Annotated in this window: 10 protein-coding genes and 2 pseudogenes; 4 read left to right on the top strand and 8 right to left on the bottom strand. The window is 72.8% G+C overall.

The window, feature by feature from the left end:
* Positions 1-246: 246 nt before the first annotated feature.
* Positions 247-1,400: pseudogene (locus tag TU30_RS34155) on the top strand (alpha-hydroxy-acid oxidizing protein); the annotation flags it as partial.
* Positions 1,401-1,499: 99 nt separating this feature from the next.
* Here TU30_RS34155 and TU30_RS16185 read toward each other — a convergent pair.
* The 4 genes from TU30_RS16185 to TU30_RS16170 form a co-directional block, all read right to left on the bottom strand.
* Positions 1,500-3,143: an RICIN domain-containing protein gene (locus TU30_RS16185; RefSeq protein ID WP_042170415.1), complete on the bottom strand. Its 1,644-nt coding sequence runs from the start codon at positions 3,141-3,143 to the stop codon at positions 1,500-1,502.
* Positions 3,144-3,481: 338 nt separating this feature from the next.
* Entirely contained in the window at positions 3,482-3,859 is a 378-nt protein-coding gene (locus TU30_RS16180; protein WP_042170412.1) for a hypothetical protein, read from the bottom strand.
* Positions 3,860-3,862: 3 nt separating this feature from the next.
* Positions 3,863-4,108: a hypothetical protein gene (locus TU30_RS16175; protein ID WP_042170409.1), complete on the bottom strand. Its 246-nt coding sequence runs from the start codon at positions 4,106-4,108 to the stop codon at positions 3,863-3,865.
* A 143-nt stretch (positions 4,109-4,251) separates the two neighbouring features.
* A complete protein-coding gene (locus tag TU30_RS16170; RefSeq protein ID WP_042170406.1) occupies positions 4,252-6,495 on the bottom strand; it encodes a glycoside hydrolase family 9 protein in 2,244 nt (747 codons plus the stop codon).
* A gap of 365 nt (positions 6,496-6,860) precedes the next feature.
* Between TU30_RS16170 and TU30_RS16165 the strand changes: the two genes are divergently transcribed.
* On the top strand, positions 6,861-9,248 hold the full coding sequence (locus TU30_RS16165; protein WP_042170405.1) for a SpoIIE family protein phosphatase: 2,388 nt from the start codon (positions 6,861-6,863) through the stop codon (positions 9,246-9,248).
* Between the two features lie 56 nt (positions 9,249-9,304).
* Here TU30_RS16165 and TU30_RS16160 read toward each other — a convergent pair whose 3' ends face one another.
* From TU30_RS16160 to TU30_RS36060, 3 genes are all read right to left on the bottom strand, one after another.
* Entirely contained in the window at positions 9,305-11,206 is a 1,902-nt protein-coding gene (locus TU30_RS16160; RefSeq protein WP_234307880.1) for a ricin-type beta-trefoil lectin domain protein, read from the bottom strand.
* 463 nt (positions 11,207-11,669) lie between these two features.
* Positions 11,670-12,203: a flavoprotein gene (locus TU30_RS16155; RefSeq protein WP_042170402.1), complete on the bottom strand. Its 534-nt coding sequence runs from the start codon at positions 12,201-12,203 to the stop codon at positions 11,670-11,672.
* A 9-nt stretch (positions 12,204-12,212) separates the two neighbouring features.
* Positions 12,213-12,353, bottom strand: coding sequence for a hypothetical protein (locus tag TU30_RS36060; RefSeq protein ID WP_158719331.1), 141 nt, complete (start codon positions 12,351-12,353; stop codon positions 12,213-12,215).
* Positions 12,354-12,623: 270 nt separating this feature from the next.
* Here TU30_RS36060 and TU30_RS16145 point away from each other — a divergent pair, with 270 nt between their 5' ends.
* Both TU30_RS16145 and TU30_RS16140 read left to right on the top strand, forming a co-directional pair.
* Positions 12,624-13,061: a nitroreductase family deazaflavin-dependent oxidoreductase gene (locus TU30_RS16145; RefSeq protein ID WP_042170761.1), complete on the top strand. Its 438-nt coding sequence runs from the start codon at positions 12,624-12,626 to the stop codon at positions 13,059-13,061.
* 261 nt (positions 13,062-13,322) lie between these two features.
* Positions 13,323-13,616 (top strand): DUF4235 domain-containing protein, encoded by a 294-nt coding sequence (locus TU30_RS16140; protein WP_042170758.1) that lies wholly within the window; start codon positions 13,323-13,325, stop codon positions 13,614-13,616.
* Positions 13,617-13,674: 58 nt separating this feature from the next.
* Here the strand turns inward: TU30_RS16140 and TU30_RS34150 are convergent.
* Positions 13,675-14,194 (bottom strand): annotated as a pseudogene (locus TU30_RS34150) (transposase); the annotation flags it as partial.

Raw genomic sequence — 14,194 nt, 5'->3', positions numbered from 1 at the left:
GAAACACACATCGACCGGGCCGCTTTCAGTAACATTGCGTATTGAATCAGTGGCGCGAAGTCACGGAACGCGTGGGCGTGAGCCCGGTAACCGCACGGGTGGTGCTTGCAGGAAGTGGCCAGATGGCCGGATTCCCACTGTTTCGCAATAGGCCTGAAACATTCCGCTTCCGTTCCCGGCGGACCGTTCCGCGATGCCTTCTGTTCATGATTCATTCGGCTCGACGAGGAGGGGCGGGGACGTCGCATGGCCGGACACCGGGCGGACTTCCCGTACGAGATCCACCTGAACGGGATGACGGGTGCCGTGCCCCGGCTGCCCACGGACCTGACCCGGCTGGGGAGCCGACCGAGCGGCGGCTCGGGCGGGGCCGGTCGGTCATGCGGCGGGCAGCACGGGCGGCGGCAGTACCGCGCGCGCCAACCGGGCGGCTCCGGCCCGCCACCGGATCGTGCCGCGCATGCTGCGGGACGTGCACGAGCGTGACCTGTCGGTGGAGGTGCTCGACAGCACCCCGACCGGCGCCGGCGCCGGCGCCGGTCGGGGTGCTGTCGCTGATGCACCCGGACACCGAACCGGCCGCCGCGCGGGCAGCTGCCGCGCAGGGTGTGCCGTTCGTGCTCTCCCCCACCTCCAGCACGCCGATGGAGCAGGTCGCGGGGACGATGGGCGACGCGGAGCACCGGTTCCAGCCGTACTGGCCGAAGGACCCTGAGATCTCCCGGAGTTTTCTCGGCCGAGCGAGGGCCGCCGGGGTCACGGCCTTGGTGGTCACCCTGGACACTCCCCTGCCGTCCTGGCGTCCGCGCGACCTGGACCAGGCTTTTCTGCCGTTCCTGCACGGAGTGGGCACCGCCCACCACTTCTCGGACCCCGCCTTCCGGGCCGGCCCGGCCGAGCCCGTGCACGAGGACCCGGACGCGGCGGTCAGGCGTTTCGTCGGCATGTTCTGCGACCCCGCCAGACCTGGCCGGACCTCGCGTTCCTGCGGGAGAACGGGGACGGGCCGATCGTTCTCAAGGGTGTGCCGCATCCGGACGACGCCCGGCTCTCGGCCGATGCCGGGAGGGACGGGGTTGGTGGTGTCCCACCACGGAGGCCGTCGGGTGGCCGGGTCCGCCGCGGCGGCGGACGCGCTGCCCGGTGCGGTGGCCACTGCCGGCGACCGGCTGACCGTGCTGCTCGACAGCGGTGTCCGCACCGGTGACGACGTCTTCAAGGCCCTTGCCCTCGGCGCGCGGGCGGTGCTCCTGGGGCGGCCCTACGTCTACGGGCTCGGCCTCGACGGGCAGGCGGGGGTCGAGGACGTGATCCGCTGTCTGCTCGCGGAGCCGGACCTCACCCTCGCCCTGCCCGGGCACGCCACCTCGGCCACGGTCGGGCCCGGCGACCTCGTGGAGGGCACCGGCCGACCCGGCCGGGGCGTCGGGTTACCGGGCCGGGGGTACCGGGCCGGGGCGCGGGCTACCGTGCCCGCTCCCCCGCCCCGGCCGCGCGCTTCACGTCACCGGCCCGGCCGGTTCCACGGACCCTGCCGCCGGGGTACGGGGCCGGCCGATCGACAGGACGTCCTGGGCCGAGGACACCGGCTCGGTCAGCCAGCGCTGGTTCTCGCTCCGGTCCCGCACCCTGATGACGATGTCGGCGTTCGCATCGGGGGCGGCCGGCACGAGCGCCAGCTGTTCGTCCCAGCGGGGCAGCAACTCGCCCTGCTCGGTGAGGTCGTAGCGCACGTCGTCGGCCCGGCTCTCGCCGGCGTCGGCACAGGTGGCGAGGACGACGACCCCGGCGTCCTTGTGCGCGTCCAGACACAGGCCCGGGTCGGCCACACTGCGCAGCAGCCCGTCCTCCTCGTAGGTCCACTGCTGGCTCAGCCGCGAGGAACACCCAGCGAGCCGGGTGCCGGTGCCGTCCTGGGGCTCGCCCCGGGTGTCGAGGCACAGCCCGGAGGCGATGTTGCGCAGGAGGGCCGGTTCCGGCCCTGTGGGCAGTCCGGCCACGCCCGGCGGGGACTCGGTCGGTACGACCCCCCGGCCGTCGGCCGCGCTGGTGGCACCGGTCGGGTCGGTGCCGCTGCCGTCGGAGGGGGAGCCCCCGGCGATGAGCACGCTCACCAGCACGCCGGCCGAGACGGCTCCGAGGCCGGTGAGCAGGGTCCTGGTGGAACGCACCGCGTCCGGGCGCCCGAGACCGGTGAGGCGTGGGGGGGCGGGGATCCGGGACAGCAGGCGGTGCCGGCTGCCACCGGACCGTCCGCCGCCGGAGCGGTGTCCGCGGCGGGCCGCGCGGCCGCCGCGCGGGCCCGGTGTCGCCCGGCCGGGACGCGAGTCGAGGTAGCGGCGGGCGCCCCAACCGAGAACGGCCTCGGCGATGAGCGTGCCGAGGTCCCCCTCGAAATGACTGAGTTGCTCGGCCGCGTTCCGGCAGTAGCGGCATTCCGCCAGGTGCTGCTGGACATCGGGGAGCAGTGTGCCGCCACGGCGGATGGGGACGTCGAGGAGTCGGTTGTAGAACCGGCAGTCCTTCGTCGGCGCGAGTTCCTGATGGGCCTGGAGACAGCCCTGACGGAAGGTCTCACGCGCCTGCCGGAGCGTGCCCGAGGCGATGTCGGCATCGATGCCGAGAAGGCCGGCCGGGACGGACACGGGTTCCGCCTCGACCTCGACGTGCCAGAGCACACAGCGGGCGAGGCCGGGCAGGGACCGGAACGAACGATGGGCCAGTGTGCGGTTCTCCGGCGTCATCGTCCTGGCCGCGCGCATGCCGCGTCCGCCGGCCGGCTTGAGCAGTTCCGGCAGGGCACCGGCGCTCCGGTCGTCCGAGGCCCATTCCCGGACCGTGTCCCGCACGGCCACCAGCAGCACCGGCCGCAGGGCAACGGCCGGTTCGCCGAGGGCGACCCGGTTCAGGACACGGTGCTGCGCCGCCGCGGTGACCATGGCGGCGGCCGGCCCCGACGAGGCGAGGCAGACGGTCGCGTAGTCGTGCATCGCCGGCCAGTGACGTGTGGTCAGCATCGCGACGGAGTGGGCGGCCTCGCCCTCCGGACGGCCTCGCAACCGTGCGGCGAGGGACTCGTCGGACTCCCCCGGATCCCCTCCGGGAGAGGGATACGGAGACCGGGGGGAATAAGGGGTGGGCACTGAGGCGGTTCCTTCCCACGCGCAGGTGACACAGAAGTTCTGACGCCGAAAAGGGAGGTCCCAGGTGGTCCCTACCTCTTTGGCGGCGTTGCGCGGGAGGGGGCCAATTCACCGATGGTGAAAGCGGACCCGGTTCATCGACGCGCGTGCGACCCCGGATTTTACCCCCTCACGGGTGGCTCACTCTCGCACAACCGGAACACGGCCAACAAGGCGCCGGGGAAACCTCCGCTCGTTGACAGGAAGTCAAAAGGAAAAACATGGCCGGAGTCGTCGGCATCGGCTTTCCACCTGCGTTTTCCCGTGGTTCACCCGGTTCTCGCATTCCGGCGGTGGTATCAGATCTGCCAGGAGCGGAGCCGGTCGGCGGCCCCGTAGACGTCCGCCGTGCCGGACATCAGATCGCGGGCGAGGTCGACGATGGCGCCGTAGGGCGGGTCGATGCCGGCACCGCTGACGAACATGTACGCCACCGCCGTGGCGCACGCGAAGCGGGCGTTGGCCGACGGCAGGGGGCGGAGCAGGGCGAGGGTGTGCAGCAGGGCGGCGGCCCGCCAGGCCGCGTCCGAGTCCACACCGAGGCGGGGCGGATCGACGCGGTGCCGGGCGACGGCCGCGACCAGCGCCGAGAAGTCGTTGATGGTGGGCTGGTCCGGAAGGACCTCCTCGTGCCGCTGGAGCAGCCAGGGCACGTCGATGTGCAGAACGGATGTCATCGGTCAGGCGGCCCGTCCCGCGCCCTTGGCCCGCGGTTCGTCGTCCGGGAAGGCGGCGGCGAACTCGTCGGCGTGCGAGTCGAAGAACCGGCGGAAGGCCTCCGCGCCCTCCTGGAGCGCCCGGTGGCGGGCGATGTCGGCCGCGGCCGCCTCCCGCACCAGCGCCTTCATCGACGTACCGCGCTCCTTGGCGATCTGCCGCAGGTCCTCGAGCTCGCGGTCGCTGAACTCCACATTCAGAGCAGGCATGCCATCACGGTACCGCTCGGGTACTCGATCGTAAATACCACCAGCTCAGAGCGGCTATGAGGCGGTACCGAAAGGATGTGCCGGAGGTGTCGCCCCGGTGAACGGGACGACACCTCCGGCGCCGGCGCGGGTACCGCGGTCCGCTACCCCTGGTCGGCCACGAAGGAGGCCATGCGGGTCAGGGCCGCGTTCCAGTTGATGGTGTGCTCGTTGGTCGACCAGGACTGGATGTCGTCGATGAAACAGAACTGGCCGACGCAGCCCTGGAGCACCGACTGGGCGTAGGGGTCCTGGATGCTCGAGTTGGGTCCACCGGAGAGGGTCCCGGCGGGCGGGTTCGGCAGCGCCGGGTCGAGCTGGCGGGCGTACCAGCGGCTGTGCTGGTTCTGCGCACTGACCTCGCCGTACCCGGTGACGTAGGAGATGTTCAGGGCGTTGCGGCCGAGGATGTAGTCCATGCTCTGCAGCGCGCCGTCCCGGTACTTGGCGGCACCGGTGAGGTCGTGGGCCGTGGCGAGGACGACCGCGTTGTTGAGCACCTGGTGGCTGGAGCCCCAGTCGTAGACATTGCCGGCCGGTGCGTAGGGCATGCCGTACGGGTGGGCCTTCAGCGTGGCCAGGTAGCGGTCGGCGCCCTTGATGACGGAGCCGCGGACCCTGTCCCGGCCGGGCAGCTTGTTCGGCACCGTCGCGAGGTCGAGCCGGCCCGCCGCCGCGGTGCGCGACCAGTCGAAGCCGAGGGGGCCGAAGATGTCGGCGGTGTGCACCGGGGAGTTCAGGACGTACTCCTTGAACTGCTCCTCCCCCGTGGTGAGATACAGCTCGGCCGCAGCCCAGTAGAACTCGTCGCTCACCTCGTCGTCCGGGTAGGCGCCGCCGCCGATGCCGTCGTCCGGGCTCGCGTACTCCTCGGGGTGGGCGAGCGCGGCCGTCCAGGCGGTGCGCGCCGCGGCCAGGGCCTCGGCCGCGAACTCCCTGTCGTGGGGCCGGTACAGGCGGGCCGCCTGGGCGGCCGTGGCGGCGAGGTTCAGAGTGGCGGCGGTGCTCGGCGGATGCAGTTCGCGCTTCTGCGGGTCGTCGCCGGGCAGCAGCGGCAGCCCGGTCCACTGCTCGTCGTGGATCTTGTGATGGGCCATGCCGGCCAGCGGCTCGCCCTCGGGCACCTGCATCTTCAGCAGGAACTCCAGTTCCCAGCGGGCCTCGTCGAGGATGTCGGGCACACCGTTGCCGCTCTCCGGGATGTCCAGGGTGCCGTCGCCGAGCTTGTCCGCCCGGCCGGTGCGGGCGTGCCGGGCGCGTTCGTAGGTGCTGAGCACCTCCCAGGTGCTGATGCCGCCGTTGACGACGTACTTGCCGTGGTCGCCGGCGTCGTACCAGCCGCCGGTGACGTCGAGGGAGTAGTCGCAGACGCCCGGCTGGCAGGGCACGGCGCCGTCGCCCTGGTTGGGGGCCGCGTCCAGGTGACCGGCCGGGCGGGCATAGCCGGGGCGCAGGTCGTCGCGGATCTCGATGCCGCTGCGCTGGGTGTAGTAGTACTTCGCGGAGTCCAGCCGCAGCCGTTCGTAGGCACCGGCGCCGATGTCGAACGGCCGGCTGGTCTCGCCGTCCACCGTGAGGGTGTAACCGGTGCCCCGCACGCGGTGGGCACCGAAGTCCACCGAGTGGACGTTCTGCCCGGACGACCCGTCCACGCCGCGCGGCAGGGTCATGCCCTGCCTGACGACCCTGCCGCCGGCGTCCTTCAGCTGCCAGGGCAGCCGCCCGGTCGCCCCGGTGACCAGGGTGGCGTTCTTCGGGCCCGCGGGAAGGTAGCCGACCTGGTTGACGCGGACCCGGGGGCCGGTGTCGGGCTCGTACGGCTCGGGCTCCACGCCGCCCAGCAGGGACACGTCGTCCATGCAGAAGCGCCAGGGGTCAGGGCTGCCGCCGAGTTGGAGACCGACCTGGCCCTGCTCGGTGTCCACGGGCGCGGTGAAGGTGTAGGAGTACGTGTCGCCGGAGACGCTGAGCTGCGGGGACACCTCGTAGTAGGTGTCGTACGGGGCCACCGACAAGCCGACGAGCGCCCGGACCACGTGGCCCGCGGGCGTGCCGTTCGCGGCGAAGGAGAAGCGGTACGACTCCCCCTTCACGAGGGTGATGTCGTTCTGGCCGACGGCGGCGTCCCACCGGTTGGTGGTTCCGCCGGGGACGTCGGCGCACAGGCGGCCCTCGGACAGGCTCGTGGTGACACCGGCGGAGGCCCACCAGGGTTCGGTGGTGGTGTCGAAGGTGCCGTTGCGGACCTGCTCGGCCTCGTCCGCCCCGGCCGGGGCGGCGGGCAGCGCGGTGAGCGCGGTGGCCAGCAGGCCGGTCAGGGACAGCAGAGCGGTTCTGCGTCTGTTCACGTCTGGGCTCCTCTGGTGGGAGGACACGGCGGCGGCTACGGATGGGAGCGCTCCCATCCGTAGGGAGCCATCGTTGTGGCAGGTGTGACACTCCGTCAACGGGCGGGACGGGAATGGTGACGAACACCGGCGGGCGACGCGTGAATACCGGCCACGTGCCGGAGCGGCACCGGACGGGACCCGGGCAGGACCCGGGCGGTGGGCGCCCCGGGCGTCACTCCCGCCCTTGCCCTCCCGTCCGTCCTCTCCCGCCCGCGGGACCCCTGCCAGGGCGGGGTTCCGGTCCACTCCCACCTTTGACGCACTAGGGTGGAACTCTGGCGATCGACCGGTTCACGGTGAGTGTGCGCGATGGAGTGGCGACGATGAGAGCGGACGACCCGTTCGACGATCCGGCAGCGGCTCGTGCCGTCATCGCCGCCGACGGCACCGTCACCCGGTGGAACGAGGGCGCCCGGCAACTCCTGGGTCACCGGGCGGAGGACGTGGTCGGCCGCCCCGCGGCCCTTCTGCTCGCCGACGGCGCACAACCGCCCCCGCCGCCGGCCGGCCCGCGCTGGAGCGGCACGCTCGCGCTGCGGCACCGGGACGGCGGCACCGTCACCGTGTGGATGCTCGCCCACCGCGGCCGGCCCGAGGACGGTGACACCGAGGGCTGGCTGGCCGTCACCCCGCTGCCGTCCGGGCGCACCGATCCCACTGGAGATCCGGTGCTCTGGGCTGCGATGGTCCAGTCCCCGTGCGCCACCGTCGTCTTCGACACGGAGCTGCGCCTGCACGGCGCCAACGACGCGATGGCCGATCTCCTCGGGCTGCCGGCCTCCCACCTGCGCGGTCTGACGCCCAGCGACATCGGCGGCCGGCCCCGGCACGCGGAGCTGGAGCGCCACATGACCCAGGTGCTGCGGACGGGCCGGGGCCACGATGTGCAGACACGCGTGCAGGCGTTCGGCAAGCGCCAGGACGAGGCCTGGCTGGCCCGGATCGCGCCTCTCACCGACGACGCCGGCCGGATCGTCGGCGTCTGCGTGACGGCCCACGACTTCACCGAGCAGAGCCGGGCCCGGGCCCGGCTGCAGCTGGTCAACGAGGCCAGCATGCGCATCGGCACCACCCTCGACGTCACCAGGACGGCGCAGGAGCTGACGGAGGTCTGCGTCCCCGCGCTCGCCGACTTCGTCAGCGTGGACCTCCTCGAGCACGACCACGGTGCCGACCCCACCGGCCCGCTCACCCTTCCGGTCCCGCTGCGCCGGGTCGCCCACCGGTCCCGCACGGCGGGGAGCCCCGAGTCGGTCGCCGACGCGGGCGAGGTGGTCGTCTACCCGGCCGCCGCGCCTCAGGCCGACTCGCTGATCGCCGGGCACAGCGTCGTCGCCTCGGTGCCCTCCGGTGACCTCGATCCGTGGCTCGCGGTCGACGACGCCCGCGCCCGGCAGGTCCGGGAGTTCGGCGTCCACTCGATGCTGTCCGTCCCGCTCCAGGCCCGCGGTGTCACCCTCGGCGTGGCGGCGTTCACCCGGTTCCGGCACCCCGAGCACTTCACCCATGACGACGTGCTGCTGGCCGAGGAGATCACCGCGCGTGCGGCCGTCTGCATCGACAACGCCCGCCGCTACTCCCGCGAACGCGAGACCACCCTCACGCTCCAGCGCAGCCTGCTCCCCCGCGGTCTGCCCCGGACGGCCGCGGTGGACGCCGCCTCCCGGTATCTGCCGGCCGCGCGCACCGGTGTGGGCGGCGACTGGTTCGACGTGATCCCGCTGTCCGGGATGCGGGTGGCCATGGTGGTGGGGGACGTCGCCGGCCACGGCATCCAGGCATCGGCAACGATGGGTCGGCTGCGTACGGCCGTGCGTACCCTCGCCGACATCGATCTGGCTCCGGAGGAGCTGCTCACCCACCTCGACGACCTGGTCCTGCACCTCTCGCACGAGTCGGGCGGTGACGCCGGCCCCGGCGAGGTCGGCGCGACCTGCCTGTACGCGGTGTACGACCCGGTGTCACGGCGCTGCACCCTGTCGAGGGCGGGGCATCCGCCGCCGGTCCTGGTCCCGCCAGGGGGACCGGTGCGCATGCTGGACATGCCGTCCGGGCCGCCGTTGGGTCTGGGCGGGCTGCCCTTCGAGTCCGTGGAGGTGGAGCTGCCCGAGGGCAGTGTGCTGGCGTTCTACACGGACGGTCTGGTCGACGGCCGGGGGGACGACAGCGACGCGGACGCGGGCTCGCGCATGTTCTGCGACGCCCTGTCCCACGCGACCCCCGGGTCGCTCGACGAGGCCTGCGACCGGGTCCTGCACGCCATGCTCCAGTCGGGTCCCGCCACGGACGACGTGGCGCTGCTGCTGACCCGCACCCGCGGGCTGCCGTCCTCCCAGGTCGCCACCTGGGACATCCCGGCCGACCCGTCGCTCGTCGCGCCGGTGCGCAAGCAGGTCCTCGACCAGCTGGGCGTGTGGGCGCTGACCGAGGCGTCGTTCACCGTCGAACTGGTGGTGAGCGAGCTGGTCACCAACGCGATCCGCTACGGGGCGCCGCCGATCCGGCTCCGGCTGATCAGCGACGCGTCGACGCTGATCTGCGAGGTGTCCGACACCAGCCACACCGCCCCGCATCTGCGGCGCGCCAAGACCTGGGACGAGGGCGGCCGGGGGCTGCTCCTGGTCGCCCAGCTCACCCAGCGGTGGGGCAGCAGGCACACCGCCGAGGGCAAGACCATCTGGGCCGAGCTGGGGCTGGCGGAGGAGCTGTGAGCACCTGACCGGCCCGCTCCTCCCGGCCCTCGCCCTGCCCCCGGCTTCCCCCGGCCCTAGCTCTCGTCCTCGTCCTCGACGCGGCCCCGGGTGACGACCTTCATCTGGAGATCGGGCTCCGGGGTGTCGATCGCCCAGCGCTGGGCGTCCGTGTCGTCACGGGCCTTGAGCACGAGGGCGCCCGAGCCGTCGGTCGCCGCGGGTGCGAGGCCCAGGTCCTGACCGGAGCGGGGCACCAGGGTGCCCTGGACGGTGAAGTCGTAGCGTGCGCTGTCGGCGTCCTTCCGGGTCTCGCCCGGGCACCGGGCCAGGCGCACCGAGTAGCCGAGGCGGGAGTCGAGGCACAGGTCCGGTTCCGCGGCGTTGCGCAGCAGCCCGTCGGTCTCGTACGTCCACTGCTGGGCGCCGACCGCCGCGCAGGCGGTGAGTTCGGTCTCGGCGCCCGCGACGGCCCGGCCGCCGACGACACCCACGCACAGGCCGGATGCGGTGTTGTGCAGCCGGCCGCTCAGGGCGCCCTCGACGGCTGCTTCGGAGCGGAACGACGACGGGTCGTCGGGCGGGCTGCCCGTGGCGGCGCCGGGGGATTCGGAGGGGCGGTCCTCGCCCCGCGCGGCGGCGTCCTCGGCACCGCCCGTGGTCCACAGCACCAGCGGGAGGACGACCAGCCCGCTGACCGTGAGGAGGCCCGCGGCGAGGTGGCGCCGGCGCGCGGCCCGGCGCGCGGCCTTCCGGGCGACACGGGAACCGGCGCGGAGCACGGCGCCGCGAGGGCCGGTACGGTCGGCCGCGCGCCGCCGCCGGGAACGGACACCGGACCGGGAGGCCGTCCGCACGGTAGCGGCCGGGGCCCCGGCGGTCGGGGGGGTGCTCGGTACCGGGGGCACCGTGAGGGCCGCGGGGGCGGCGGACGTGGTGCGGGGTGCCTCGGTGGGGAGGGGCGGGACCGGTCTCCCCGTGTCCGTGAACGACTCGCCCTCCACCGCCGGAGGCTCGCCCGCAGGCACGGCGAACCGATCGGCCTCCGTGTCCGGGCGTCCGTCGGCGGGGCCGGGGAACTCCGCGCCGATGACCCCCTCGGGCGACGGCCGCTCCCCGGCGGCCGACTCGTCGGTGACGTCGGCCGCCTGCGCTCTGCTCTGCGCGTACTCCCGTGCGCTCCAGCCCAGGACCCCCTCGGCCAGGGCCGTACCGAGTCCGCTGGTGAAGCAGGCGAGTTGGTCCGCAGCGTGCCGGCAGTGGAGGCAGTTCTCCAGGTGGGTGCGCAGGTCCGGGTCGAGTTCGGTGCCCGCGCGCCGGTAGCTCACCTCCAGCAGGCGCAGATAGCGCCGGCACTCCTGGTCGGAGGCGAGTTCGCCGTGGAGTTGGAGGACTTCGTCCCGCAACCGCTGCCGGGCGCGGCGCAGTTCGGTGCGGGCGCCCTCCTCGTCGAGGGCGAGCAGCCCGGCGGGGACGTGGAGCGGTTCGGATTCGACCTCGGTGTGCCAGAGCAGACAGCGCGCGGACTGCGGCAGTCGTTGGAAGGCCCCTGACAGCAGGCGCCGTTCGGGCTGCGGCAGAAGTCGTGCGGCCGGCCGCCGGCCGCCGTCGGCGGAGGCGGCGGTGAGATCGGGGTGGAGCATGTCGCGCCGGTGGTCCGCGTCCCACTCGGCAGCGATCCGGCGTACGGTGACGAGGAGTTGGGGTCGCCATGCGGAACTCGGGCCGTTGTGCCGCAGGGTCTCGCCGAAGAGCCGGGTGAACGCGGCAGTGGTGAGCATACCGGCGGAGCGCGGGCCGTCGGTGCACAGCCGGGCGTAGCCGAAGACCGATTCCCAGTGCCGGTCGAGGAGTTCACCGACGGGGTGCAGTGCCGGGGCGGCCCCCGTCCACTTCCGCAACTCGTCGCCCAGCTGTTCGTCCGTCACGTCGAACGCATGGGCCGGGGCCTGGGAATTCGACAGGCCGGTGTCCTTCACGGATGCAATCCTCTCGGGGACGCGCGACATAAAGTCCGTACCAGCGGACGCGGGGCCTCGCCGACGATACGACGGGAGCCCGCCCGTACTGGATTCGAAATCTCGAACACCCGCCCGGAGCAGCCCTTTTGAAGCCTGGGTGGCATGCCGGGGCAGCGTCGCGCACCCCAGGACAAAAGGCATTGCCCGCGCGACGGCAGAACCCACTTTTGCACAGGCCAACGACCAGGAACAAGAGATTCCGAGGTTTCCCGCATTCCTCGTACGGACACAGTGGTTTGACTGTACGTCATCCTCTTTCGAGCCGCTTAATTCACGCGCCCAATCATCCGATTCGACGGCCGGTGTCCGAAAAGGCGATGCGGACACACGCCGCGCAGCCCTCTCCGTTGCCATGTGCGCGTGCGGGTCCCGGCACCCGGGGTCTGCGGGTGCACGCGGAACCACTCGGCTCCGGCCGCGCTCATCGAGGACGTACGAGGTCCAGGGCCCGCTCCCAGTGGAACTCGGGCCGTTCGCCGTCCGGCACCGTCTCCCCGGTGTACGGCTCGCCGAAGCGGACGCCCATGGCGGTGAGCCGCTCAACACTGTCCCGGTAGGCGGGGTGGGTGGCCAGCGCGTCGCCGACGCACGGCAGGACGGCGACCGGCACACCGAGCCCCGCGGCCTCGCACAGGGTGCCCAGCGCGAGCGTGTCGGCGATTCCGGCCGCCCATTTGTTGACGGTGTTGAAGGTGGCGGGCGCGACCACCACGGCGTCGGGCGCCGGGAAGGGGCGCGGTTCGCCGGGGGTGCGCCAGGCGGACCTGATCGGTCTGCCGGTCTGTGCGCGGACCGCGACGGCGTCGAAGAACCCGTTCAGGGCGATGGGTGTCGCAATGACGCCGACCTCCCAGCCCCGCTCCTGCGCGGCGGTGATCAGTTCGCCGACGCCCGCGGCGACACCGGCAGCACAGACGACGACGTGGAGAAAGGGCTTCCGGGTGTGTTCGGTCACCCGGAAAGCCTATGACCTGGACGGCGGGGCGAGACGGGCGCGGTACGGGCGCACGGTGGGCCGGACGGTCCGCCGGATCCCGCCGAACACCACCGCGTCGTCGCCCTCGACCAGGATGCGCCCGCTCTCGGTGGCGGCCGCGTCGGGCACCTGGTGGGCGGCCGGTTCCCGGTGACGCGGCCCGGGTCGCCGCGGCCGATCCGGCGCAGCGGTTTCTTCCCGGGGGCGCGGGGGCCGGCGGGCGGGGCGGTCCGGGCCGGGGCACGGTCATGGCCGTGCCGTGGACACGCCGATGACGCCGTGAGGCCGGAGGTCGTGTACGGTCCGGCCGACACTGGTACAAAACGAGTTGGTCCGCATGGTCCGACGGTCGTCCAGGAGAGCGGGCCGGCCATGGGCCTCGACGACGGGACGGATGGCATGCCTCTTCACGGCGAGTACGAGCCAAGCCCCACGCAGTGGGTGCGCGACCAGGTGGAGCTGTACGAGAGCTCCGGCGGCACCGAGGGGACGACCCTGCAGGGCAGGCCGGTGGTACTGCTGACCACGCGGGGGGCCAGGAGCGGCAAACTGCGGAAGACCCCGGTGATGCGCGTCGAGCACGAGGGTCGTTACGCGGTGGTGGCCTCGCTGGGCGGGGCACCCCGGCACCCGGTCTGGTACCACAACCTCAAGGCCGACCCGCAGGTGGAACTGCGTGACGAGCAGGTTCTGCGGGACATGACGGCCCGTGAGGTGACCGGGGAGGAGAGGGCGCAGTGGTGGGAGCGGGCCGTCGCCGCTTTTCCCCCGTACGCCGATTACCAGGAGAAGACGGACCGGGTGATCCCGGTCTTCGTGCTGGAGGCGCGCGGCTAGGTTCTCTCGTCCGGGGGCCGTGGGGAGTCACCCGGTCGGCACTTTCCCCGGTTCGGTGTGCATGAGGCACCGGACGGCGGGCACTCGCGGGTCGGGCCCCGCCGCGTTCCCCCGTCGCGGCGGGGCCCGACCCTGCCGCGCTCACCGTGGGGGATGCCCCGGTCGGGCCCTGTCGGGCCGTGCCGAGGGCGGAAAACGGGGAACGTGGGTCGCAGGTACTTTCCGAACGCCGACACCGACTGGGAGATCCACGTGGCGAAGATGAAGAGCAAGAAGAAGCTGCCCCTGGCCTACAAGCCCATCGGGTTCGCGCTGGGCTGGACGAGTGGCGCCGTGGCGGGGATGGCGTTCCAGAAGACGTGGAAGCTGATCCGGCACGAGGACGACGCCCCCGACGCACTGAACCGGGACCGCCGTTGGGGCGAGATCCTGCTGGCCGCCGCGATTCAGGGCGCCATCTTCTCGGTGGTGCGCAGCGCGGTGAACCGGGCGGGCGCCAAGGCCGTCGAACGCTCGACGGGCTCCTGGCCCGCCGGCGACAAGGGGACCGCCTGACCCCCGGCCCGGACCGCCGTACGGGGCCCCGGCACCCCTGGGGGATGCTGTTGGTTGATCCGGGGCCTGCCTGCTTCGCCCCGTCGATCGTTTGATCGGCGGGGCGAAGTGCTGCGAAGTGGCTGGTGCGGGTGCGGGTGCGGGCTCGGGGTGTGTCGGTGAGGTGGGCGTCGATGCGGGCGAGGTTGGTCGCGGCGCCGGTGAGCTGGTGCTGGAGGATGGTCTTCGCGAGGCCTCGGTAGCGGGGTCTGCGCAGGCCGCAGTGTCCGACGGCCTGTGGGATGGTGCCCTCGACACCGGCACGGGTCTTGTACCTCTCCTTCCGGGCATCGGTTCGCTGCTCGGCCCGGGCCGTGCGGACGGTTTCGTGTCCGTCGCGGCCCTGCCGGAGGTTGAGCTCGCGGCGTCGTGGCGAGGGTGAGTTGACGCAGTCACGCAGGTGAGGGCAGGGACGGCAGTCGGCCGGGCTGAAGCGGACCCGGATGACGGGCAGGTTCTGCTGGGAACGCCGCTCGGCCCACTGCGTACTGACGACACCGTTCGGGCAGGTCACCCGTTCGCGGTCCCAGTCGATGGTG

The organism is Streptomyces sp. NBRC 110035, assembly GCF_000829695.1.
In the GTDB taxonomy this organism is placed as follows: Bacteria; Actinomycetota; Actinomycetes; order Streptomycetales; family Streptomycetaceae; genus Streptomyces.
Note: the sequence above shows the minus strand (reverse complement) of the source record. Positions and strands in the feature narration are given on the sequence as shown.

What these genes read in the sequence shown, in the direction of transcription:
- TU30_RS16140 (WP_042170758.1), top strand. Translation starts at nt 13,323, where the DNA reads ATGAAGAGCAAGAAGAAGCTGCCCCTGGCCTACAAGCCCATCGGGTTC.
- TU30_RS16175 (WP_042170409.1), bottom strand. Translation starts at nt 4,108, where the DNA reads ATGCCTGCTCTGAATGTGGAGTTCAGCGACCGCGAGCTCGAGGACCTG.
- TU30_RS16180 (WP_042170412.1), bottom strand. Translation starts at nt 3,859, where the DNA reads ATGACATCCGTTCTGCACATCGACGTGCCCTGGCTGCTCCAGCGGCAC.
- TU30_RS16145 (WP_042170761.1), top strand. Translation starts at nt 12,624, where the DNA reads ATGCCTCTTCACGGCGAGTACGAGCCAAGCCCCACGCAGTGGGTGCGC.
- TU30_RS16165 (WP_042170405.1), top strand. Translation starts at nt 6,861, where the DNA reads ATGAGAGCGGACGACCCGTTCGACGATCCGGCAGCGGCTCGTGCCGTC.